The sequence below is a fragment of the Pantoea agglomerans genome, from assembly GCF_021397715.1.
Lineage (GTDB): Bacteria > Pseudomonadota > Gammaproteobacteria > Enterobacterales > Enterobacteriaceae > Pantoea > Pantoea astica.
Window position 1 is genome coordinate 938532 of the sequence record NZ_CP090207.1, and the last position, 22602, is coordinate 961133.

Annotated in this window: 20 protein-coding genes; 14 read left to right on the forward strand and 6 right to left on the reverse strand. The window is 57.0% G+C overall.

Annotated elements, in window-relative coordinates; all coding sequences use genetic code 11:
- Positions 1–1209, reverse strand: coding sequence for a cysteine desulfurase CsdA (gene csdA, locus LZU96_RS04565; RefSeq protein WP_233987253.1), 1209 nt, complete (start codon positions 1207–1209; stop codon positions 1–3).
- A 209-nt stretch (positions 1210–1418) separates the two neighbouring features.
- Between csdA and LZU96_RS04570 the strand changes: the two genes are divergently transcribed.
- From LZU96_RS04570 to rlmM, 4 genes are all read left to right on the forward strand, one after another.
- Positions 1419–1643, forward strand: coding sequence for a YgdI/YgdR family lipoprotein (locus tag LZU96_RS04570; RefSeq protein ID WP_233987254.1), 225 nt, complete (start codon positions 1419–1421; stop codon positions 1641–1643).
- 335 nt (positions 1644–1978) lie between these two features.
- Entirely contained in the window at positions 1979–2896 is a 918-nt protein-coding gene (locus LZU96_RS04575) for a transcriptional regulator GcvA (protein ID WP_233987255.1), read from the forward strand.
- Between the two features lie 50 nt (positions 2897–2946).
- Positions 2947–3342, forward strand: coding sequence for a DUF423 domain-containing protein (locus LZU96_RS04580; RefSeq protein WP_031374718.1), 396 nt, complete (start codon positions 2947–2949; stop codon positions 3340–3342).
- Positions 3335–4435, forward strand: coding sequence for a 23S rRNA (cytidine(2498)-2'-O)-methyltransferase RlmM (gene rlmM / locus LZU96_RS04585; protein ID WP_233987256.1), 1101 nt, complete (start codon positions 3335–3337; stop codon positions 4433–4435). Before LZU96_RS04580 ends, rlmM begins: the two co-directional genes overlap by 8 nt.
- Before the next feature lie 38 nt (positions 4436–4473).
- Here the strand turns inward: rlmM and xni are convergent, their stop codons facing one another.
- From xni to queF, 3 genes are all read right to left on the reverse strand, one after another.
- Entirely contained in the window at positions 4474–5229 is a 756-nt protein-coding gene (gene xni / locus LZU96_RS04590) for a flap endonuclease Xni (RefSeq protein WP_233987257.1), read from the reverse strand.
- A gap of 34 nt (positions 5230–5263) precedes the next feature.
- Positions 5264–6628, reverse strand: coding sequence for a nucleotide 5'-monophosphate nucleosidase PpnN (ppnN, locus tag LZU96_RS04595; RefSeq protein ID WP_233987258.1), 1365 nt, complete (start codon positions 6626–6628; stop codon positions 5264–5266).
- 169 nt (positions 6629–6797) lie between these two features.
- Positions 6798–7643, reverse strand: a complete 846-nt coding sequence (gene queF, locus LZU96_RS04600) for an NADPH-dependent 7-cyano-7-deazaguanine reductase QueF (RefSeq protein ID WP_233987259.1) — start codon at positions 7641–7643, stop codon at positions 6798–6800.
- A 62-nt stretch (positions 7644–7705) separates the two neighbouring features.
- On the opposite strand from queF, the gene syd reads away from it, so the two are divergent.
- The 4 genes from syd (at position 7706) to LZU96_RS04620 (ending at position 10412) form a co-directional block, all read left to right on the forward strand.
- On the forward strand, positions 7706–8254 hold the full coding sequence (syd, locus tag LZU96_RS04605; protein ID WP_233987260.1) for a SecY-interacting protein: 549 nt from the start codon (positions 7706–7708) through the stop codon (positions 8252–8254).
- A gap of 590 nt (positions 8255–8844) precedes the next feature.
- Positions 8845–9174, forward strand: coding sequence for a YqcC family protein (locus LZU96_RS04610; RefSeq protein WP_233987261.1), 330 nt, complete (start codon positions 8845–8847; stop codon positions 9172–9174).
- Positions 9174–9953 carry a tRNA pseudouridine(65) synthase TruC gene (gene truC, locus LZU96_RS04615; protein WP_233987262.1) on the forward strand — a complete coding sequence of 260 codons (780 nt, stop codon included), beginning with the start codon at positions 9174–9176 and terminating at the stop codon, positions 9951–9953. Before LZU96_RS04610 ends, truC begins: the two co-directional genes overlap by 1 nt.
- Before the next feature lie 12 nt (positions 9954–9965).
- Positions 9966–10412: a flavodoxin gene (locus LZU96_RS04620; RefSeq protein WP_094120838.1), complete on the forward strand. Its 447-nt coding sequence runs from the start codon at positions 9966–9968 to the stop codon at positions 10410–10412.
- Between the two features lie 88 nt (positions 10413–10500).
- Here LZU96_RS04620 and garD read toward each other — a convergent pair whose 3' ends face one another.
- A complete protein-coding gene (gene garD / locus LZU96_RS04625) occupies positions 10501–12060 on the reverse strand; it encodes a galactarate dehydratase (RefSeq protein WP_233987263.1) in 1560 nt (519 codons plus the stop codon).
- A 590-nt stretch (positions 12061–12650) separates the two neighbouring features.
- On the opposite strand from garD, the gene LZU96_RS04630 reads away from it, so the two are divergent.
- The 6 genes from LZU96_RS04630 to LZU96_RS04655 all read left to right on the forward strand — a co-directional run bounded on the left by LZU96_RS04630 (position 12651) and on the right by LZU96_RS04655 (position 19631).
- Complete coding sequence (locus LZU96_RS04630) at positions 12651–14012, forward strand: MFS transporter (RefSeq protein WP_233987264.1); 1362 nt, start codon at positions 12651–12653, stop codon at positions 14010–14012.
- The gene (locus tag LZU96_RS04635) at positions 14009–15355 is read left to right on the forward strand and encodes a glucarate dehydratase family protein (protein WP_233987265.1); all 1347 of its coding nucleotides are present in this window, start codon (positions 14009–14011) and stop codon (positions 15353–15355) included. Before LZU96_RS04630 ends, LZU96_RS04635 begins: the two co-directional genes overlap by 4 nt.
- A 10-nt stretch (positions 15356–15365) precedes the next feature.
- Positions 15366–16697, forward strand: a complete 1332-nt coding sequence (gudD, locus tag LZU96_RS04640) for a glucarate dehydratase (protein ID WP_233987266.1) — start codon at positions 15366–15368, stop codon at positions 16695–16697.
- A gap of 44 nt (positions 16698–16741) precedes the next feature.
- Complete coding sequence (gene garL / locus LZU96_RS04645) at positions 16742–17512, forward strand: 2-dehydro-3-deoxyglucarate aldolase (RefSeq protein ID WP_233987267.1); 771 nt, start codon at positions 16742–16744, stop codon at positions 17510–17512.
- A 19-nt stretch (positions 17513–17531) separates the two neighbouring features.
- Positions 17532–18416 carry a 2-hydroxy-3-oxopropionate reductase gene (gene garR / locus LZU96_RS04650; protein WP_233987268.1) on the forward strand — a complete coding sequence of 295 codons (885 nt, stop codon included), beginning with the start codon at positions 17532–17534 and terminating at the stop codon, positions 18414–18416.
- Between the two features lie 75 nt (positions 18417–18491).
- Positions 18492–19631, forward strand: coding sequence for a glycerate kinase (locus tag LZU96_RS04655; protein ID WP_233987269.1), 1140 nt, complete (start codon positions 18492–18494; stop codon positions 19629–19631).
- A 151-nt stretch (positions 19632–19782) separates the two neighbouring features.
- Here LZU96_RS04655 and barA read toward each other — a convergent pair whose 3' ends face one another.
- The gene (gene barA, locus LZU96_RS04660; protein ID WP_233987270.1) at positions 19783–22512 is read right to left on the reverse strand and encodes a two-component sensor histidine kinase BarA; all 2730 of its coding nucleotides are present in this window, start codon (positions 22510–22512) and stop codon (positions 19783–19785) included.
- Positions 22513–22602 lie beyond the last annotated feature (90 nt).

Here is a 22602-nt window from a genome sequence, read left to right on the forward strand (position 1 = left end):
TCAACACTCCGATAACAGCGAAATGGCGCTGCGCATGGCGCGCACCAGGGCATCAACATCCTGCAAATTATTATAGGGCGCAAATGAGGCGCGGAGCGTCCCGCTGACCCCCAGCGCTGCCAGTAGTGGCTGGGCGCAGTGCTGACCGGCACGCAACGCAATGCCCTGTTCCGCCAGCAGAGTGACAATATCGCTGTGGTGCAGGCCACTAAATTCAAACGCTAACAGGCTGGCATGGCCGCAGCGAAAACTACGAAAGCCTGGCAGTTCCGCCAGCTGCTCTTCCGCCAGACTGGCGAGCTGCTGGCTCCACATTTCGGCTTTGGCCTGATCGTGCTGACCCAGCCAGCTAAGTGCCGCACTTAATCCGACCACGCCGGCGACGTTTGGCGTACCCGCCTCGAAGCGCCACGGCACCGGTTGCGGGGTAAAACCGTTGAAATCGACCGCCGTCAGCATTTTTCCGCCACCCTGCCACGGCGCCATCTCTTCCAGCAGCTCCGCTTTGCCATACAACACGCCAATGCCCATCGGGCCATAAATTTTATGGCCGGAAAAGGCGTAAAAATCGATATCCAGTGCCTGCACATCGGGTGGGCAGTGCACTACGCCCTGCGCACCGTCCACCATCACCCTGGCACCGACCGCATGTGCCAGCTGGATTGCCTGGGCGATATCGGGACAGCCGCCGGTCACATTGGACATCTGGCTCACCGCCAGCAGGCGGGTTCGGCTGTTGAGCAGGGCGGGTAGTTGAGCGATATCCGGCAACCGATCGACACCCAGCGGCCATTTGACGACCCGCGCGCCGCACGCCTGTGCTGCCATCAGCCACGGCACCAGATTGGCGTGGTGCTCGGCTTCGCTCACCACAATCTCATCGCCCGGCTGCAAGCGTGGACGCAGCCAGCTGTTAGCCACCAAATTAATGGCTTCCGTGGTGCCACGCGTCCAGACAATCTGATGACCATCAGCGGCGTTAAGCCAATGGGCGACCTGGCTTCGCGCCTGCTCATATCGCTCGGTTAAAGCGCGTGCGGCGGCAAACTGGCTGCGGTGTACGGTGCCAGCGCTCAGGCTGTAGAACTGCTGAATGCTGTCGATCACCGCCTGCGGTTTCAGGGTGGTCGCGGCGCTGTCAAGGTAGACACCGGCATCGGCGAGTGCGGGAAACTGCTGGCGAAACGCCGTTGGGTTAAATACGGTCATGCTCGGCCCATGATGAGAATAAATAGGACCAGACTGAAAGAATGGTCTCTGTCTGGCAAAGCTGGAAAAGCGCGTTATGCTGATTATTGCAAGGTTTAAACCAAACCCGCACAACGATCGAACAATATTTGGTCGATCACACTTATCTGCTGCCTCTGGTTAGCGTAACGCGGGTGGTTTGATGCAATCAATCTGCAAGGAGATAGAAGATGAAAAAACTCACCGCAGTGCTGGCCGTATGTACCCTGGCCTTTACCCTGACTGCCTGTTCCAGCAACTATGTGATGCACACTAATGATGGCCGTACCATTGTTGCCGACGGTAAACCAAAGGTAGACGATGAAACCGGTATGATCAGCTATAAAGATGCCAATGGCAACGAGCAGCAGATCAACCGTTCAGATGTCAAAGAAATGGTTGAGATGGGCCAGTAATTGAGCAAAAAAAAAGCACCGCATTTTGCGGTGCTATTTAAAAATCACTATGGACAGACAGGGTAAATCTACAGGAATTAAGAGCTTGATCCGCAATCGTCGGATCAAAAATTGCAAACACAACATCACGACCACAAGCCAAAAGCTTTCAGAAAATCTGCGAACTCACTCACAATTCTAAAAACTTTTCGTTCCGGCTCAGGAAGTGCGGCAACTATAGGTATTTGCTGGAGGTTCCTCAACGGACAAATTATAATGTCTCGGATTAAAAATTCTAATACGTAAAGGGTAAGTATTAGCCCGCGTGTTTTTTGCCGATCCGGATACGGAAAACCATGTCGAAACGCCTTCCTCCTCTTAACGCCCTGCGGGTATTTGATGCCGCCGCGCGCCATTTAAGCTTTACCAAAGCCGCTGAAGAGCTTTTCGTCACCCAGGCAGCTGTAAGCCATCAGATTAAATCTCTGGAAGATTTTCTCGGTCTGAAGCTGTTTCGCCGGAGGAATCGTTCGCTTTTGCTGACTGAAGAAGGTCAAAGCTACTATCTGGATATCAAAGAGATCTTCTCGGCGCTCAACGAAGCCACGCGTAAATTGCAGGCACGCAGCGCCAAGGGTGCGCTGACCGTCAGTTTACTGCCGAGCTTTGCGATTCAGTGGCTGGTTCCACGCCTCTCCAGCTTTAATATGGCTTATCCGGGGATCGATGTACGGATTCAGGCGGTTGACCGTGACGAAGAGAAACTGGCCGATGATGTCGACGTGGCGATTTTTTATGGTCGCGGCAACTGGCCAGGCCTGCGGGTTGAGAAGCTCTACGCTGAATATTTATTGCCCGTCTGCTCGCCTTCGCTGATGACCGGCGACAATCCGCTTAAAACACCGATGGATCTGGCGCGCTTCACGCTACTGCATGATGCCTCACGGCGTGACTGGCAATCCTATATCCGCCAGCTCGGCTTGCAGCATATCAACGTTCAGCAGGGTCCCATCTTCAGCCACAGCGCGATGGTATTACAGGCTGCGATTCACGGTCAGGGCGTCGCGCTGGCCAATAACGTGATGGCGCAGAGCGAAATCGAGGCCGGGCGTTTAATCTGTCCGTTTAACGACGTATTAGTCAGTAAAAATGCTTTTTATCTGGTTTGTCATGACAGTCAGGCAGAACTGGGTAAAATAGCCGCCTTTCGACAGTGGATCCTGGAAAAAGCTGCAACTGAACAAGAAAAATTCCGCTTTCGATACCAACAATAACGTCTTGATTTTATTGCATTGCGATGCAAACGCACTCTGAGGATCGTTTCATGTCCAGTCGTGCCATGTTTATCTTTGCTGCCATTAGCGGATTTTTGCTGGTGGCGTTTGGTGCTTTTGGTGCCCACGTATTGAGTAAATCGCTCGGACCGGCTGAGATGGCCTGGATTCATACCGGGCTGGAATATCAGGCTTATCACACCTTAGCGGTGATGGGTCTGGGTGCTGCGATGCTGCGCCGCGCCAATATCTGGTTTTACTGGAGCAGTGCGCTGATGGCGCTCGGCACCGTACTCTTCAGCGGCAGCCTCTACTGTCTGGCGCTGTCGCATCTGAAGTTTTGGGTTTTTATCACCCCAGTGGGAGGATTATGCTTCCTCGCCGGTTGGGTATTGATGTTGATTGGCGCGCTGCGTCTTAAACGAAGGGCAGAACGCCATGAATAAAGTTTTACTCTATTGCCGTCCCGGTTTTGAAAAAGAGTGTGCGGCAGAAATCAGCGCTAAAGCTGCTGAACGCGAAGTCTACGGCTTCCCGCGGGTTAAAGAGGATTCCGGCTATGTGCTGTTTGAGTGTTATCAGTTTGAGGACGCCGAACGACTGGTACGTGAATTACCCTTTGACGATCTGATTTTTGCACGACAGATGCTGGTGGTGGGCGAACTGCTGCGCGATCTGCCGCAGGAAGACCGGATTACACCGATTGTCGGTATGCTGACCGGCGTGGTGGAAAAGGGCGGCGAACTGCGCGTTGAGGTGCCGGACACCAACGAAGCGAAAGAGCTGACTAAATTCTGCCGCAAGTTCACCGTACCGCTCCGTTCCGCGCTGCGCGAAAGCAAAATTTTGCTCAACTATGAAAGCCCGAAACGTCCGGTCGTGCATGTGTTTTTCATTGCGCCGGGTACCTGTTATGTCGGCTATTCGCTGCCGGAAAACAGTTCTGCTTTCTACATGGGTATTCCGCGGCTTAAATTCCCGTCTGATGCGCCGAGTCGTTCAACCCTGAAACTGGAAGAGGCGTTTCACGTCTTTATTCCGGCAGATGAATGGGATGAACGTCTCGCCAGCGGCATGTATGCCGTCGATCTCGGTGCCTGTCCTGGCGGCTGGACCTATCAACTGGTGCAGCGCAGCATGATGGTCTATGCGGTCGACAACGGTCCAATGGCACCGAGCCTGATGGATACCGGGCAGGTGATGCACGAACGCGCCGATGGATTTAAATTCCGTCCGCCGCGCACCAACATCAGCTGGCTGGTGTGCGACATGGTTGAGAAACCGGTGCGGGTAGCGAATCTGATGACCGACTGGCTGGTAAACGGCTGGTGCCGTGAGGCGATCTTCAACCTCAAGTTGCCGATGAAAAAGCGCTACGAAGAGGTGACGCAGAATCTGGCGATGATTCAGGAGCGGTTTGATGAGAACGACATCAATGCGCAGATCCGCGCGCGCCAGCTCTATCACGATCGCGAAGAAGTCACGGTACACATTCGCCGAATCTGGGCCGCAGTGGGTGGCCGTCGCGACGAGCGCTGATTAACCGGCTGAGTGTTCGCGGCTGAGGGTTTCGGCACTCAGCCGCTGTATCGTAACGTATTCAGATTGCCCTGCAGAACCAGATCCCGTTTCAGCGTCGCCACCTCGCGACTCAACTCCGCCATCTGCTGACCGTTGGCTAATTTGTCGCGCCATTTTGGCGGCACCTGATCCAGGTGCTGATAGATCCCGTCGAGCGAATGAAAGTCTGACAACAGCTGTTTAGCACTTTTTGGCCCGATGCCGGTAATGCCAGGGATCTTACTGCTGCTGATGCCACACAATCCCCAGAAATCGGGTAGCAGCTGCGGTGCCACGCCAAACTCAGCTTCGATAAAGGGCAGATCGAGCCAGCGCTTCTGAAAGTAGTCACGAATGCGGATTTCGGGTGCCAGTAGCTGACAGTAACCTTTGTCTGTAGAGACGATGGTGGCCTGATGTCCGGCCTGCGCCATTTTTACCGCCAGCGTCGCGGCTAAATCATCCGCCTCATCCTGTTCGGCAATCCAGCAGCTGACGCCAGCGTCACGAAACGCCTGCTGCAACGCCGGCATTTCCGCCTGCAGATCGTCGGGCATCGGCGGACGGCCGCTTTTGTAATCCGGCAGGCGCTGATGACGCCAGCCATGATGGCGGGCTTCGCCATCAAATACCGCCACGACGTGGGTGGGACGGGTATGCCCTAATAGCTGGCGCAGTGCCGCCACGCAGCCATCGACGCAGGGCGATCCCTGCACCGCATGTAGCCGGCGTATCAGGTTTAACGCATCCACGATAAGAAGATGTAGAGCCATGAGCATCCTGGCAGCCTGACGGCTGCCTCCTGGTTTATTTGATGATTTCGTAGCAGGGGATGTAGGCGGTGCCCGGCAGCTTCATACGTTGCTGCGCAACAAATCCCTGTAGCAGTTCGTCCATGCGATGCATGATGTCGGCGTCGCCATGCAGTTTATAGCGACCTTTTTCGCGGATTTCGCGGATTCCCATCTCTTTCACGTTACCGGCGACGATGCCTGAAAAGGCGCGACGTAAATCGGCGGCCAGTTTTTCCGGCGGCTGGTTGGTGTAAAGGTTGAGGTTGGCCATATTTTCATGGGTCGGCAGGAAAGGCACCTGCAGATCCGGCGCGATGCGAATCGACCAGTTAAAGCTGTAGGCATCGCCCGTTTCACGACGATACTCTTTCACCTGCGGCATCGCTTTCTTCATCAGACGCGCCACTTCAGCGGCATCGTTGATAATAATCTGATAGTGCTTACGCGCCTGCTCGCCCAGCGTGCTGACGATGAAGTCATCCAGCACCCGGAAGTAATCCGCGCTCTCTTCAGGCCCGGTCAGGATCAGCGGTAACACCTGATCGCTGTTGTGCGGATTCATCATGATGCCGAGCAGATAGAGCAACTCTTCTGCGGTGCCGACCCCGCCAGGGAAGATAATGATGCCGTGGGCGATGCGGACAAAGGCCTCAAGGCGCTTCTCAATATCCGGCATGATGATCAGCTCATTCACCAGCGGATTAGGCGGCTCGGCCGCAATGATTGAGGGTTCTGTCAGACCAATAAAGCGGCTGTCCCGGTAGCGCTGCTGAGCATGGCCCACCGCGGCCCCTTTCATTGGCGCTTCCATCACGCCTGGCCCACAGCCAGTACAGATGTTCAGTTCACGCAGCCCCAGCTGGGTACCGACATTACGGCAATACTGATATTCCACCGCATTAATGGAATGGCCGCCCCAGCACACCACGGTGTTGGGATACTCGCCGATGTGCAGCGCACGGGCATTACGCAGAATGGAAAACACGGTGTTGGTGATGGCGGCAGAATCGTTCTCTTCTGCGGCGCTTAAACGGCCCGGCGCATTAAGCTGACCGCTGACAAACAGAATGTCGCGCAGTACGGCAAACAGGTTGGCCTGCAATGAACGAATGATGCGTCCATCAACGAACGCCTCTTCCGGTGGGTTGATCAGTTCCAGTTTGACGCCGCGCTCACGGCGCAGCACGTTGATATCAAAATTCTCAAAGCGGGAGAGTAATTCCTGGCTGCTGTCGGTCTGACTGCCGGAGTTCAGCACCGCCAGCGAGCAGTTGCGAAACAGTTGGTACAGGTCGCTGCTGGCCGTGCGTTTCAGCATATCGACTTCCAGCTGCGAGAGCAGATCCATTGAGCCAAGAGGGCTGATATGGGTAATCAAATGAACTCCTTTACACCCGCCTGGGTGACTGTTGACACTGCAAACGCAGTGACGAAAATCCCTGGTCGGCAATCCGCAGAATGCCGCCATCTCCAGAGTAGCCTTGTCGGCCCGCGTAGCTCAAGTGGAACCACGTCTGTCGCGCACAGCCTGCGAGAGATCTCGCAAACTACTGACGCACCAGACGCGAATAACCGGGAGAGAAGGGCACATTACTGCGCCACGGATTAATGTCGAGCCCGCCACGCCGCGTATAGCGCGCATAGACCGTCAGCGTCTCAGGATGACAGAAACGCAGCAGATCATTAAAGATACGCTCAACACACTGCTCATGAAATTCGTTGTGCTGGCGGAACGACACCAGATAGCGCAGCAGCGCTTCGCGGTCGATACGCGGGCCTTTATAACGAATCATCACCGAACCCCAGTCGGGCTGATGGGTAATCAGGCAGTTCGATTTGAGCAGATGGCTGACCAGCGTCTCTTCAACGATTTCGCTGCCAGCCGCATCAGCCAGATAGTCAGCATTGAAGCGGTAATCCTCGATGGCGATATCCTGCTCATCAATGCAGTAACCGTCGAAGTGGCCGATCGGCTGTCCTTCAATTTCATTGAGCCGGAACAGCGCGACCCGCACTTCACCGTCAGCACAGGCGCTGAGATCGCGCTCCAGCGTCTGGCGCACCTCGCCCCAGTCGGCGAAGCGGGTCTGATTAAAACTGTTCAGGTAGAGCTTAAAACTTTTCGATTCGATCAGGTTGCGGCTGTGCGCATCCAGCACCACTTCACCGACGGCCACCTGTGGCAGCCCTTTGCTGTTCAGCCACGACAGTTCATATAATGTCCAGATATCGCTGCCGCTGAACGGCAGGCTTTCAGGAAACAGGCCGAGCGGTTCACGGTTCAGGCTACGCGGTACCGCCTGCAACAAACTGTTGTCGTAGCGATCGTGATAGGCTGTGGGTTTGCCCAGCGTCAGGTTACTGAGGGCCTGATCCTGTTCGTGAGTAGTCATTGCGGTTACCACCAAAATTAATCAAAGTGGCTAAGTGTAACCTATCAGAAGTGAGAATATGAATGACGCAGCACACTGCCGCCGCATTGCGCGACTTTACTACCCGCTATTGTCAGTACTGGCAACAGCACGCTGGCCATGCGCCCGCCAGCAGCGATCTTTATGGCGTACCGTCGCCCTGTGCGCTGGAAGACCGCGACCAGCAGGTTCTGTGGCAGCCACAACCTTTTACGCTACCGCCCAGCCTGGATGCAGTGGGGCGAGCGATCGACCTGCAGTTACAGCCGCAGATAACCGCGTTTTATACCACCCAATTTGCCGGAGACATGCAAGCCCGCTTCGGCCAGCAAAACCTGACGCTGTTGCAGGTCTGGAGTGAAGAGGATTTTCTGCGGTTACAGGAGAATCTGATTGGTCATTTACTGATGCAGCGCCGGTTACGTCAGTCACCCACCCTGTTTATCGCCACCACCGAGTCAGAGCAGGCGATTATCTCGTTATCAAATCTCAGTGGGGAAGTGATACTTGAGCAGCCTGGTGGTAAGAAGCGCGAGGTTTTAGCGGAAAGTATTGAGATATTTCTTAAATCATTACAGCCGGTTAGCGCGTGATATGCAGTGATCACCCTGAGTTGTTGTGAGATATCTCTTACAAGCTGTGTGAGAGATCGTCAGATATCACTTGAGACATCCGGATGGCCCGGATGTAAAAAGATTGTGAATCATCGACTTAATGGCGTTAATCTGAAATTGTGTCACTAAGACACTGAACTTACGCTTTTAGTCACTTGTATGCACAAAACGTTCTGTCAGAATGTTTCGCACTGGCAGGATGCTGGGGACAACAGATATTCTCAGGATCGGGGATAAGCCATGAGGCAGGAACGTAACGGAGTTTACGTCACAGGGAAGGTTTCAGGACGAAACAGGATCGCTCAGGATTGAGTAAGGGACACCTCCAGGATGGAGAATGAGAGCCCCTCAGAAGAGGTGGTGGGCCAGGATGCTAAGGATTCATCAGGATGATGCGCGACTGGAGTTCGCACTGGAAAAGTTGTCAGGGAAGAGCAGGGAGCATTAACGTAGCGGGATGGCTGCAAACGAACCGGGAGCACTGTTTATACAGTGCTCCCTTTTTTTGTGCCTGCGCCAACAAGTGATATGCTTGCCGCCCGTTTTTTACTGCCCGCTGGAGGTGGCGCATGACCCCTGAACAATTGATTATGCAACGGCTGGAGCAGGTTGAAGCGGTGTTGCGTGAGCACGATCTCTGGCAAAGCACGCCCCCTGAAGCCAGCGCCTTCGACAGCCGCGAACCGTTTTGCCTGGATACCCTTGAACCGCTGCAATGGCTGCAATGGGTGTTGATTCCCCGTATGCACGCCCTGATTGCTGCCCGGCATCCGCTGCCGAAAAACTTTGCGGTTGCCCCCTATTATGAAGTGGCACTGGTGCCTGACCAGCCCGGCGTTGCGCCGCTGTTGCTGACGCTGCGTCAGCTTGATGCGTTACTCAAGGATGCGGCTGTCTGATGCTGGAAATCATTTATCAGGACGAGTGGCTGGTGGCGGTCAACAAACCCAGTGGCTGGCTGGTGCATCGCAGCTGGCTGGACCGGCATGAAACGGTGTTTGTGATGCAGACGGTGCGCGATCAGATCGGTCAGCATGTCTTTACCGCGCACCGGCTGGATCGTCCCACTTCCGGCGTATTGCTGATGGGATTATCCAGTGAAGTCGGACGCCTGCTGTCGCAGCAGTTTGAGCAGCACCAGATGCAGAAAACCTACCATGCGGTGCTACGCGGCTGGCTGGAAACCGGCGGTACGCTGGACTACCCGCTGGTGGAAGAGCTGGACAAAATTGCCGATAAGCACGCCACTGAAGCGCGCACCGCGCAGCCAGCGGTCACGGATTATCAGTCGCTGGCTACGGTGGAGATGCCGGTGGGCATTGGCCGTTATCCTGCGTCGCGCTATAGCCTGGTGGAACTGTCACCGAAAACCGGTCGCAAGCATCAGTTGCGGCGTCACATGTCGCACCTGCGTCATCCGATTATCGGCGACTCCGCCCACGGCGACCTGCGCCAGAATCGCGGCGCGGCAGAGCACTTCGGGGCTAACCGCCTGATGTTGCACGCCAGCAGTCTGGCGCTGACCCATCCGGTGACCGGCGAGCCGCTGCTGATTCGAGCCGGTCTGGATAGCGTCTGGCAGAATCTGATGACGCAGTTTGGCTGGCAGGATTGCATTCCTGAGGTACCGCGGGTTGAGTTTGCTGCGGCGCCAGGAGAGGATAAGGTTTCAGAATAACGGAGAAGGCAGATGGCAAAGATTGGCATTTTTGTAGGCACGGTATATGGCAATGCGCTGTTAGTGGCGGAAGAGGCAGAGCCGATTCTGCAACAGCAGGGCCACAGCGTGACGGTATTTGAAGATCCGACGCTGGCAGACTGGCAGGCTTACGCCAGCGACGTTGCGTTGATCGTGACCTCCACAACCGGACACGGCGACTTTCCGGATACTATTTCCGGGCTGTTTCACGCGGTAAAAGATCAGCTGGGTCATCAGCCAACGCTACGTTATGGCGTGATTGCGCTGGGTGACAGCAGCTACGACCACTTTTGTGGCGCGGGTAAAACTTTTGATGCATTGTTGCAGGAGCACAGCGCCCAGCGCGTTGGCGACGTTCTGCTGGTCGATGCCAGTGAGAATCCGGAACCGGAAGCGGTGACCTCTCCCTGGGTTGAGGCCTGGGGCGCGCTGCTGTAATTCCGCCAGGCCTGCTCTCTTATCCCAGCCTCTTTAGCTGATGCGGCTGGCCCGGTCCGCCGTCACGGCCAGCCGGGTCCGGCTCCGATCAGGTCACCGGTGCCGGATTGAACACCGCCAGCTGATTGCGGATTCCCCAGCGATCTGACCAGGTCTGTTTGCGACCGCTGGCGATATCCAGAATCAACTCAAACAGCCGCCAGCCTACCTGCTCAATGCTCTCTTCGCCGGTGGCGATCGTACCGGCATTGATATCCATCAGATCGTGCCAGCGCTCGGCCAGCGCATTACGCGTTGCCATCTTAATCACCGGAATGGCCGCCAGTCCGTACGGCGTACCGCGTCCGGTAGTGAACACCTGCAGAGTAATGCCGGAAGCCATCTGCTGGGTGCCACAGACAAAATCGCTGGCTGGAGTCGCGGCATAGATTAAGCCGCGTCGGGTAGGGCGCTGACCCGGCGACAGCACTTCGACAATCGCACTGCGACCCGATTTAGCGATCGAGCCGAGCGCTTTTTCCACCACGTTTGCCAGTCCGCCTTTTTTATTACCAGGCGACGGGTTGGCGCTGCGATCGGTCTGCCCCTGATTCAGGTAGTCATCATACCAGGCCATCTCCTCCAGTAAGCGCTTACCAACCTCTTCATTAATGACGCGCGGCGTCAGCAGATGAATCGCATCACGCACCTCAGTGACCTCCGAGAACATCACCGTAGCGCCACAGCGCACCAGCAGATCGGAGGCGAAACCAACCGCAGGATTGGCCGTCACGCCCGAAAAGGCATCGCTGCCGCCGCACTGCATGCCGACAACCAGCTCAGAAGCCGGACAGGTTTCGCGCTGGCGCTGATTCAGTCGCTTCAGGTGGCGCTCGGCGACCTGCAAAATTTCGTCAACCATCGCGCCGAACCCAACCAGCTTCTCATCCTGCAGCCGCACAATGTCATGCTCCTCCAGCGAGATCGGCTGCACGTCTGGCGTGCCGGTCAGCAGCCGTTCCGGCTGTAATTTTTCACAGCCGAGACTGACAATCATCACTTCGCCGCCGAAGTTGGCGTTCAGCGCCAGGTTGTGGATGGTGCGAATCGGCACCACTGCCGCCGGCGCATTGATCGCCACGCCGCAGCCATAAAGATGGTTCAGTGCCACCACGCCATCGACATTGGGATAGCGCGGCAGTAAATCGCGTTCAATCAGCTGTACCACATGGTCAACCACGCCTGCCACGCAGTGTACGCTGGTGGTGATGCCGAGCAGGTTACGGGTGCCGACGCTGCCATCGGCGTTGCGATAGCCTTCAAAGGTATAGCCTTCCAGCGCCGGCAGTTCGGCAGGCACCTGGGTCGCCAGCGGCAGGCTCTCAAGCGGCGGGGCTTCCGGCAGAGCCACCAGCGACTCATCTATCCAGCTCCCTTCGGCGATGTCGCGTAGCGCATAACCGATCACTTCACCGTAGCGCAGAATGGGGGCGCCCTGCGCAATCGCGCTCAGCGCCACTTTATGACCCTGAGGCACATGCTCCGTCAGCGTCAGGCCATCAGCGAAACGGGTGCCGGCGGGCAAGCCCAGGCTGTTGACCACAATCGCGACATTGTCGAGCTCATGGACTTTGATATAGAGCGGTTGTTCGGTTGTAGTAGGGGTCATCGCTCACCTTCCGGTCTGTCGCACCGTACTTTTGCGGTGCGTTGTTGTGATAGTCGCTGTCACAGTTTGCCAGTTTCAGTATAAGGAGGCGCTGCAGGCTGTGCATTGTGCAATTGACCGGCTTTGAAAAGATTTGTCGCGGCGTTTTGGGTCGATTATCCAAAAGCAAGTGAAGAACCTCACAAACAGCGGGGGAAAACGGCTTTCCGGCCTGTTGAGAGGCGGTTATTTACAGGTTCCGTGAGCCATGCCGCAGGATTCTGTGCAAACGCCAAATAATCCAGTAAACATCAATCCTATTCCAGGGCGATGCTCCAATGTCATCGCCGCAGGGTGTTCTTATACTGATTTCCGTTAGCCAAAGTCAGGTTATCCGTCACGACGCTTTACCCATTCTGTCGCAGGTTGCACCGGCCGCGGTTCCCCGGTCAGCACCCTTTACCGGCAGGCTGCCGCAAAACAGTAAGGGTAAAGAAAAGTTTGCCAAAACAAAAAGATCGCCGTGTTTAACCCAACTTCTCTCTGATACCCAACGCGATGTGTATGCAGTCAGAGCGAATGTAGCTCACGCTATATTTCAGGAGTGCATCATGAATAGTTTCAGCCAGACCGCGGAAACGGTGCAGAAGCGCACCAATGCCCGATACTGGATTGTGGTGATGTTATTTATTGTCACCTCATTCAACTACGGCGACCGCGCAACCATTTCGATTGCCGGTTCGGCGATGTCCAAAGATATTGGCCTCGATTCAGTCGGACTGGGTTATATCTTCTCTGCCTTCTCATGGGCGTACGTTATTGGTCAGATTCCGGGCGGCTGGCTGCTCGATCGTTTCGGCTCAAAACGCGTCTATTTCTGGAGCATCTTTACCTGGTCGCTGTTTACCTTCCTGCAAGGGTTCGTCGATCTGTTCAGCGGCTTCGGTATCATCATGTCTCTGTTTATCCTGCGTTTCCTGGTCGGACTGGCCGAAGCGCCTTCCTTCCCTGGCAACAGCCGCATTGTTGCAGCCTGGTTTCCGGCGCAGGAGCGCGGCACGGCGGTGGCGATCTTCAACTCAGCGCAATACTTCGCCACCGTGATCTTCGCACCGATTATGGGCTGGCTGGTCTCCTCCGTGGGCTGGGCGCACGTCTTCTGGTTCATGGGCGGACTCGGCATCATCCTCAGCTTCATCTGGCTGAAAGTCATTCACGATCCCACCGATCATCCGGGCGTGAATAAAGCCGAGCTGGAGTATATGGAGCAGGGCGGTGCGCTGATCAACATGGATGCCAAAAAAGAGGGCCGCAAAGTGGGCTGGAGCGAGAAGTGGTTCCAGATCAAACAGCTGCTGACCTCACGCATGATGCTGGGTATCTACCTCGGTCAATACTGCGTTAACGCCTTAACCTACTTTTTTATTACCTGGTTCCCGGTCTATCTGGTGCAGGCGCGCGGCATGTCGATTCTTAAAGCGGGCTTTATTGCCTCGATTCCTGCGGTGTGCGGCTTTCTCGGCGGCGTGCTGGGCGGGGTGATCTCCGACTGGCTGATGCGCAAAACCGGCTCGCTGAATATCGCGCGTAAGACGCCGATCGTGCTTGGCATGCTGCTCTCTATTTCGATGGTGATGTGTAACTACACCGAAACCGAATGGGTGGTGGTGTTCTTCATGGCGCTGGCCTTCTTTGGTAAAGGGATTGGTGCGCTGGGCTGGGCGGTGATGGCGGATACCGCACCGAAAGAGATCAGTGGCCTGAGCGGCGGCCTGTTCAATATGTTCGGTAACTTTTCTGGCATTGTTACGCCGATCGCTATCGGTTACATCATCGCCACCAGCGGTTCCTTTGAAGGCGCGCTGATTTATGTCGGTATTCATGCCTTTGTCGCTGCCTTCAGCTTCCTGGTGATTGCGGGCGATATTAAACGTGTCGAACTGAAAACCTGGCCCGGTAAGGACGCATTATGAATACGCAAAGTTCGCCGGTGATCACAGAGATGCAGGTTATCCCGGTTGCCGGTTATGACAGCATGCTGCTTAACATTGGCGGTGCGCACAGCGCCTGCTTCACCCGTAACATTGTGGTGCTCACCGACAGCGCCGGGCATACCGGCGTCGGCGAAGCGCCCGGCGGCGACACCATCTATCAGACCCTGATCGAGGCGATTCCGCAGGTGAAAGGCCAGCAGATTGCCCGGATGAACCGGCTGGTGCAGCAGGTGCATAAGGGCAACCAGTCGGCTGACTTTACCACCTTCGGCAACGGTGCCTGGACGTTTGAACTGCGGGTCAATGCGGTGGCGGCGCTGGAAGCGGCACTGCTCGATCTGCTGGGCCAGTCGCTGGGCGTCCCGGTGGCGGAGTTACTCGGTCCCGGCAAGCAGCGTGATGAAGTCACGGTGCTGGGCTATCTGTTTTACCTCGGCGATCGGCGCAAAACCGATCTGCCCTATCTGAGCGGAGATCAGGCCAGCCATGAGTGGTATCACCTGCGTCATCAGGAAGCGCTGACCAGCGAAGCGGTGGTACGGCTGGCGGAGGCGGCTGCGGATAAATACGGATTTAAAGATTTCAAACTCAAAGGCGGCGTGCTGCCGGGCGAGCAGGAGATTGCCACCGCGGCGGCGCTGAAGCAGCGCTTTCCCGACGCCCGCATTACCGTCGATCCCAACGGTGCCTGGTTACTGGAAGAAGCCATCGCGCTCTGTAAAGGGATGCAGGATGTGCTGACTTACGCTGAAGATCCCTGTGGTGCCGAGCAGGGCTATTCGGGACGCGAGGTGATGGCGGAGTTTCGCCGCGCCACCGGTCTGCCGGTCGCCACAAACATGATCGCCACCAACTGGCGCGAGATGAATCATGCGGTGATGCTCAACGCGGTCGATATCCCGTTAGCCGATCCCCATTTCTGGACCATGAGCGGTGCCGTGCGGGTGGCGCAGCTGTGCGACGACTGGGGCCTGACCTGGGGCTGCCACTCCAATAACCACTTCGATATTTCGCTGGCGATGTTCACCCATGTGGGTGCCGCCGCGCCAGGCAATCCTACCGCGATTGATACTCACTGGATCTGGCAGGAGGGCGATCAGCGCCTGACCAAAAATCCGCTGCAAATCCGCAACGGCAAAATTGCCGTGCCGGACGCGCCGGGCCTCGGCGTTGAGCTTGACTGGGACCGCGTGCATCAGGCCCACCAGCTTTACCAGTCACTGCCCGCTGGCGCCCGCAACGACGCCACGGCGATGCAATATCTGATTCCCGGTTGGACATTCGACCGTAAGCGCCCGGCTTTTGGCCGTGCAACAGCATAAGGAGCAGGAGATGAGTTCAACACCTAAAGTGACCGCCATGCAGGTGATTCCGGTTGCCGGTCACGACAGCATGTTGCTGAACCTCAGCGGCGCGCATTCGCCGTTTTTTACCCGCAATATTGTGATTATCAAAGATAACGCCGGTCATACCGGCGTCGGCGAGATTCCGGGCGGCGAAAAAATCCGTCAGACGCTGGAAGATGCGGCTTCTCTGGTGATCGGTAAAACCGTGGGCGAATACAAAAATATTCTCAGCCTGGTGCGCACTACCTTTGCGGATCGCGATGCCAGCGGGCGCGGCATGCAGACCTTCGATCTGCGCACCACCATCCACGTCGTGACCGGCATTGAAGCGGCGATGCTGGATCTGCTGGGGCAGCATCTGGGCGTTAACGTGGCGACCCTGCTGGGCGACGGGCAACAGCGCGACCGCGTTGAGATGCTCGGCTATCTGTTCTATGTCGGCGACCGCCGCAAGACCTCTCTGCCCTATCAGAGCCAGGAGAGCGATCCCTGCGACTGGTATCGCCTGCGTCACGAAGAGGCGTTAACCCCGGACACGGTGGTGCGGCTGGCAGAAGCAGCGTATGAAAAATATGGCTTCAACGATTTCAAACTCAAGGGCGGCGTACTGCGCGGTGGCGAAGAAGCCGAAGCGGTTACCGCGCTGGCGAAGCGTTTTCCTGAGGCGCGCATTACGCTCGATCCTAACGGTGCCTGGTCTCTCAACGAAGCGATCATGCTGGGTAAACAGCTGAAAGATGTGCTGGCTTACGCTGAAGATCCCTGTGGCGCGGAGCAGGGCTATTCGGGCCGCGAAGTGATGGCGGAGTTCCGCCGGGCGACCGGCATGCCGACCGCCACCAACATGATCGCCACCGACTGGCGGCAGATGGGGCATACGCTGTCGCTGCAGTCGGTCGATATTCCGCTGGCTGACCCGCATTTCTGGACCATGCAGGGCTCGGTGCGCGTGGCGCAGATGTGCCACGACTTCGGCCTGACCTGGGGCTCGCACTCCAATAACCACTTCGACATTTCACTGGCGATGTTTACCCACGTTGCCGCCGCCGCGCCGGGCGCCATCACCGCGATTGATACCCACTGGATCTGGCAGGAAGGCAATCAGCGCCTGACCAAAGAGCCGTTCCAGATTAAAGGCGGCATGGTGCAGGTGCCGCAGAAATCGGGTCTCGGCGTTGAGCTGGATATGGATCAGGTGATGCAGGCCAATGCGCTGTATCAGAAACATGGCCTTGGTGCGCGTGATGATGCGCAGGCGATGCAATTTCTGGTGCCAGGATGGACCTACGACAATAAATGTCCCTGCCTGGTACGTTAACCTTTTCGGCTCCCCTTGCGGAGCCACCGCCACAGGAGTTAACCATGAGTAATGCAGCCTGGCCGAATGGATTTCGTCGTCGTTTATTAGCGGGTGAAACCCTGATTGGTAGCTGGTGTGCGCTGGCCAGCCCGATCTCAACAGAGATTTTAGGACTGGCCGGTTTTGACTGGCTGGTTCTGGATGGCGAACATGCGCCCAACGACATCACCACCTTTGTGCCGCAGCTGATGGCGCTCAAGGGCAGCCACAGCGCGCCGGTGGTACGTCCGCCCTGCAATGAGCCGGTGATCATCAAGCGCCTGCTTGATATCGGCTTCAGTAACTTCCTGGTGCCGTTTGTTGAGACTGAAGAGGAAGCGCTGCGCGCAGTGGCCTCCACCCGCTATCCGCCTGCCGGCATTCGCGGCGTGTCGGTCTCTCATCGCAGCAACATGTACGGCACCCTGCCGGATTACAACAGCAGCATCAACGACAACATCACGGTGCTGGTGCAGATCGAAACCCAGCAGGCGGTGGACAACATTGACGCCATTGCTGCGGTTGAAGGCGTTGATGGCATCTTCGTGGGTCCCGGCGATCTCTCCGCCGCGCTCGGTTATCTCGGCCAGCCGGCGCACCCGGAAGTGCTGAAGGTGATTAAACATATCTTTGAACGCGCCAAAGCCGCCGGTAAGCCGAGCGGCATTCTGGCACCGGTAGAAGCGGATGCACGGCGCTATCTGGAATGGGGCGCGACCTTCGTAGCGGTCGGCAGCGATCTCGGTGTGTTCCGCAACGCCACGCAGGCGTTATGCGACAAATTTAAGCGTTAATCAATCAAGGGGAAACGCAATGAAAATTGGATTTATCGGCCTGGGTATTATGGGCAAACCCATGAGTAAAAACCTGGTGAAAGCCGGTTATTCGCTGGTAGTGCGCGATCATAACGCTGAAAACGAAGCGGAACTGACTGAACTGGGCGCGACCGTGGCGAAATCGCCAAAAGAGGTGGCTGAGCAGTGCGATGTGGTGATTACCATGGTGCCCAACTCGCCGCAGGTCATCGAAGTCTGTCTGGGTAAAAATGGCATTATTGAAGGGGCGAAGCCAGGCCTGGTGGTCATCGATATGAGCTCCATTGCGCCGCTGGCGAGCCGTGAAGTCCATGATGCGCTGGCAGAAAAAGGGATCAAAATGCTGGATGCGCCGGTCAGCGGTGGCGAGCCCAAAGCGATTGAAGGCACGCTCTCTGTGATGGTGGGCGGCGATAAAGCGGTATTCGATACCTGCTACGACATCATGAAAGCGATGGCGGGCTCGGTCGTTCATACCGGCGATATCGGCGCGGGCAACGTCACCAAACTGGCGAACCAGGTGATTGTGGCGCTGAACATTGCCGCGATGTCTGAGGCGTTATCGCTGGCAACCAAAGCGGGCGTGAACCCGGATCTGGTTTATCAGGCGATCCGTGGCGGCCTGGCGGGCAGTACCGTGCTGGATGCCAAAGCACCGATGGTAATGGATCGCAACTTCAAACCCGGCTTCCGTATCGATCTGCATATCAAGGATCTGGCGAATGCGCTGGATACCTCACACGGCATTGGCGCGCATCTGCCGCTGACGGCGGCGGTGATGGAGATGATGCAGGCGCTGCGTAATGATGGTCAGGGTTCCGCCGACCACAGTGCGCTTGCCTGCTATTATGAGAAGTTAGCGAAGGTTGAAATCGCCCGCTAAAACCCGGTGCCGGTGTCTGGGGATGCCGGACTGGTTTCAGAGCATTTCAATCACTTAACAGCGCTCGGATTGCCTATGAAAATCGTAATCGCACCGGATTCATATAAAGAGAGTTTATCCGCCCTGGAGGTGGCATCGGCGATTGAAGCGGGTTTCCGTGAAATCTTTCCCGATGCGCACTACCTGAAAATACCGGTCGCCGACGGTGGCGAAGGCACGGTAGAAGCGATGGTGGCGGCGACGAAAGGAAAAATCGTCAGGTTGAAGGTTACCGGGCCGCTTGGCGCGCAGGTTGACGCGTTTTATGGTTTGTCCGGTGATGAACGCACCGCCTATATCGAAATGGCGGCGGCCAGCGGCCTTGAACGGGTGCCTGCTGCGCAGCGCGATCCGCTGGTGACCACCTCCTTCGGCACCGGCGAACTGATCAAGAGCGCGCTGGACAAGGGCGTTGATCATATCATTATCGGCATCGGTGGCAGCGCCACCAACGACGGCGGCGCGGGCATGATGCAGGCGCTGGGGGCGCGACTGCTGGACGCGCAGGGCGGTGAAATCGGTTATGGTGGCGGCGCGCTGCCCGATCTCGCCAGCATTGATATCAGCCAGCTGGATAGCCGCATTGCCGAGTGTCGCATCGAGGTGGCCTGTGACGTGACCAATCCGCTGACCGGTAAAGAGGGGGCATCGGCGATTTTTGGTCCGCAAAAAGGCGCGACGCCCGCGCTGGTGCAGCAGCTCGATCGGGCGCTGACCCATTACGCAGCGATTATTCAGCGCGATCTCGATATGGATGTGCTGCATATTCCCGGCGGCGGTGCAGCGGGTGGTATGGGCGCGGCGCTGCACGCATTTTGTCAGGCAGATTTACGCCGCGGGATTGAGATTGTCACCGAAGCGCTGGGGCTGGCAGAGCAGGTGAAGGATGCCGATCTGGTGATTACCGGTGAAGGACGCATCGACAGTCAGAGTATTAATGGCAAGGTGCCGATTGGTGTGGCCAGCGTGGCAAAGCGCTTTAATAAACCGGTGATTGGCATTGCCGGCAGCCTGACGGCGGATGTCGGCGTAGTGCACCAGCACGGTCTGGATGCGGTGTTCAGCGTGCTCTACAGCATCTGCTCATTGGAAGATGCGCTGGCCAGCGCCGGAAATAACGTTCAGCTGACCGCACGTAACGTTGCGGCTACGCTGAAGCTGGCCGGTTTCCGCTAGCCTGCGTGCGAGGGCGGGCGTGATCTGCGTCGCTGAGAGTGATGGCGCAGCACGCGGCCGCCGTCCTGCGCGCCATATTGCCGTCCGGCAGGCCATGATGCCGCCTTGCAGGCCACGACGCCGGCCTGAGCCGCCGCCGCATCAACGGCCGCTATTCGACGCCCAGCACCCGCCGGGCTTCTCTGGCAACGTTCTCCATCTCATCCTGCAATTCCAGCAGTTCAGGTTCCAGCGCAGCAATATCGCTGGCATGGTGCAGTTCACGCTCCAGCTGATGACAGAGCTGCTTCATGCGTGGCACGCCGCTGTAGCTGGCACTGCCGTGCAGTTTATGAATGATCTCACGCAGCGCACTGACCTCATTACTGGTCATAAACTGCGCCATCTTTGCATGGACTTCCGGTAAAAACTCCAGCAGCATCCGCAGCAGATCGCGCGCCAGATCCGGCTTGTTTGCCGCCTGTCGCAGCGCCAGCTGCCAGTCGAGCGTCGGCAGTATGTTGGGCAGTTCCGGCACGACCACCGGCGGCGGCGGCGTGTAGCGTGCCAGCAGCTGGCTTAATTTGCTTTCATCAATCGGCTTCGCCAGATAGTCATTCATCCCCGCCTTAATCAACTGCTCCCGCTCGCCATCAATCGCATGGGCGGTAACGGCGACAATCGGCGTGCTGGCATGGTGCGGCAGGCTGCGGATGATTTCACTGGCGCGAATACCATCAATGTCCGGCATCTGAATATCCATCAGAATCACGTCCAGCGCCTGCTGGCGGGCTTCGCGAATCGCGTGTTCGGCGCTGTTACACAGCACGATGCGCTGCACCTGCTCCTCCAGCAAGGCGCCGATCAGCTTGAGATTGGCCGGATTGTCATCCACCGCCATGACGGTCAACGGCAAGCGTGGCGACAGCGGCAGTTCGCTGATCTGGCGGGTATGCAAATCAACCAGCATCGGCAGCAGACGGGTCAGGGAAACCGGTTTGGCGATACAGCCATCAATGCCACGGACTTTCAGCTCATCGGCCAGCAGCATCATCGGGCTGGGCAGCGCCATCAGGACATGATCGGCCCGATCCAGCAGCGCATTAATCTGGCTTTCAGCCAGCAGCTGATGCTGGCTGACCGTAACCGGCATTGCCATCAGCAGCAGCGGATAGTGCGTCTCGCTTAATCCTTCCAGCGTTTCGCTGTAATCGATCTGCAGCGGCGTCGCGCTTAACATCTCCAGCGCCGCCCGGGCGACAGCGGGATTGGCTTCCACATAGGCGATACGCGCATGGGACAGCGCCTCCAGCACCCGCGGCATACCGGGCGCATTCGGATTGAGATCCAGCTGTACCCGAATCACAAAGGTCGAGCCGTGATCCGGCTCGCTGCTAAAGGTGATTTCGCCGCCCATCTCCCGTACCAGCTTCTGGGTGATCACCAGCCCCAGTCCGGTACCGCCGTGACGGCGTGAAATGCTGGCGTCCGCCTGACGAAACGCCTGGAACAGTTGGGTCTGCTGCTGCTCAGAAATGCCGATGCCGGTATCCTCGACCTGAATCTCCAGCTCGACCCGGGTATGGGTGATCACCCGCTGTCCGACGCGCAGGCCAATGGTGCCCTTTTCGGTAAATTTAATGGCGTTGCCAATCAGGTTGATCAGGATCTGCTGCAGCCGCAGCGCATCACCAATCACGTTATCCGGCACGCTGCTGTCGCACACCACCGTCAGCTCCAGACCTTTGTCATGGGCCGAAGGTGCCAGCAGCACCAGGGTTTCATCCAGCGTGGCGCGCAGCGGGAAGGGGATCGCTTCCAGCATCAGCTTGCCCGCTTCCAGCTTCGAGAAGTCGAGCACGTCGTTGATAATGCTGAGCAGATTGTTGGCCGAGCGTTCGATGGTCTGCATGTAATCACGCTGGGTGGCGCGCAGCTGGGTCTTGAGCATCTGACGGGTAAAGCCCAGCACGCCATTCAGCGGGGTACGCAGTTCATGCGACATATTGGCTAAGAACTCTGACTTGATGCGGGCCGCTTCCTGGGCCCGTTTTTTCGCCAGGTCCAGCTCGACGTTCTGAATCTCCAGCTGCTCGAGCGTCTCACGCAGGTCATAAGTGGCCTGATCGATATTGTGCTGCATCTCTTCGTGATAGGCGGTGAGCGACATCGCCATCGCATTAATGCCGTTTTTCAGAATGCTCAGTTCGCCCAGCATGTAACCCTCAACCCGGCTGTCGAGCTGACCGCGACGAATCCGGTCCACGGTGGTGACCATGTTGCGGATCGGGCCGGTGACGTCGCGCATCAGGCGATAGGCGAACAGCATCGCAATACAGAGGCAAAACAGCAGCATCAGCGTGGCGACAAACACCTCTTTGTACTGCTGCAGCCGTACCGATTGCAGATCGAGTTCGATGGCGACATAGCCGAGTGGATTACCGGCCGGTTTGGCATCTTCGTCCGGCAGTTCATCGACGTCATAACGTTCAGTGGTAATCGGGGTGCGCAGAATCAGCACGCTGCCGTGACGTTCCATCGAGACATCATCAGGCAGAGCGCGGATATCATCCTGTTGCAGCAGGCTCAGGTTCTGTTTGTTATTGGAGGTGACGTAGAGCTGGTTATGGTTGTCGAACACCGAAATTGCCCGGACGATACCGGAGTGACGGCGATGCAGCAGGCTGACCAGTTCGCGCATCGCATCGCGGTTATGCCAGGTCATGCTGTATTCGCTGGAGATCGCCAGCGGTTCGATAATGTTGGCGCCGGCATCCATCACCTGCCGCTGCAGTTCGTTGTAGCGATGCACCACAAAAAATGAGCTGAGCAGCAGGCCAACCATCAGGGTGGGTGCCAGAATTAAAATCATCATTCGCGCCCGCAGGCTGTATTTGGTCATAATAGTCGCCTGGCTACTCCGGCATTAACATCCCTGTGCATCCGTCGACAAACCTGTGCACATCGTTTCAGAGAAAGAGAATTAACAATA

What these genes read in the sequence shown, in the direction of transcription:
- csdA (WP_233987253.1), bottom strand. Translation starts at nt 1,209, where the DNA reads ATGACCGTATTTAACCCAACGGCGTTTCGCCAGCAGTTTCCCGCACTC.
- LZU96_RS04570 (WP_233987254.1), top strand. Translation starts at nt 1,419, where the DNA reads ATGAAAAAACTCACCGCAGTGCTGGCCGTATGTACCCTGGCCTTTACC.
- LZU96_RS04575 (WP_233987255.1), top strand. Translation starts at nt 1,979, where the DNA reads ATGTCGAAACGCCTTCCTCCTCTTAACGCCCTGCGGGTATTTGATGCC.
- LZU96_RS04580 (WP_031374718.1), top strand. Translation starts at nt 2,947, where the DNA reads ATGTCCAGTCGTGCCATGTTTATCTTTGCTGCCATTAGCGGATTTTTG.
- rlmM (WP_233987256.1), top strand. Translation starts at nt 3,335, where the DNA reads ATGAATAAAGTTTTACTCTATTGCCGTCCCGGTTTTGAAAAAGAGTGT.
- xni (WP_233987257.1), bottom strand. Translation starts at nt 5,229, where the DNA reads ATGGCTCTACATCTTCTTATCGTGGATGCGTTAAACCTGATACGCCGG.
- queF (WP_233987259.1), bottom strand. Translation starts at nt 7,643, where the DNA reads ATGACTACTCACGAACAGGATCAGGCCCTCAGTAACCTGACGCTGGGC.
- syd (WP_233987260.1), top strand. Translation starts at nt 7,706, where the DNA reads ATGACGCAGCACACTGCCGCCGCATTGCGCGACTTTACTACCCGCTAT.
- LZU96_RS04610 (WP_233987261.1), top strand. Translation starts at nt 8,845, where the DNA reads ATGACCCCTGAACAATTGATTATGCAACGGCTGGAGCAGGTTGAAGCG.
- truC (WP_233987262.1), top strand. Translation starts at nt 9,174, where the DNA reads ATGCTGGAAATCATTTATCAGGACGAGTGGCTGGTGGCGGTCAACAAA.
- LZU96_RS04620 (WP_094120838.1), top strand. Translation starts at nt 9,966, where the DNA reads ATGGCAAAGATTGGCATTTTTGTAGGCACGGTATATGGCAATGCGCTG.
- garD (WP_233987263.1), bottom strand. Translation starts at nt 12,060, where the DNA reads ATGACCCCTACTACAACCGAACAACCGCTCTATATCAAAGTCCATGAG.
- LZU96_RS04630 (WP_233987264.1), top strand. Translation starts at nt 12,651, where the DNA reads ATGAATAGTTTCAGCCAGACCGCGGAAACGGTGCAGAAGCGCACCAAT.
- LZU96_RS04635 (WP_233987265.1), top strand. Translation starts at nt 14,009, where the DNA reads ATGAATACGCAAAGTTCGCCGGTGATCACAGAGATGCAGGTTATCCCG.
- gudD (WP_233987266.1), top strand. Translation starts at nt 15,366, where the DNA reads ATGAGTTCAACACCTAAAGTGACCGCCATGCAGGTGATTCCGGTTGCC.
- garL (WP_233987267.1), top strand. Translation starts at nt 16,742, where the DNA reads ATGAGTAATGCAGCCTGGCCGAATGGATTTCGTCGTCGTTTATTAGCG.
- garR (WP_233987268.1), top strand. Translation starts at nt 17,532, where the DNA reads ATGAAAATTGGATTTATCGGCCTGGGTATTATGGGCAAACCCATGAGT.
- LZU96_RS04655 (WP_233987269.1), top strand. Translation starts at nt 18,492, where the DNA reads ATGAAAATCGTAATCGCACCGGATTCATATAAAGAGAGTTTATCCGCC.
- barA (WP_233987270.1), bottom strand. Translation starts at nt 22,512, where the DNA reads ATGACCAAATACAGCCTGCGGGCGCGAATGATGATTTTAATTCTGGCA.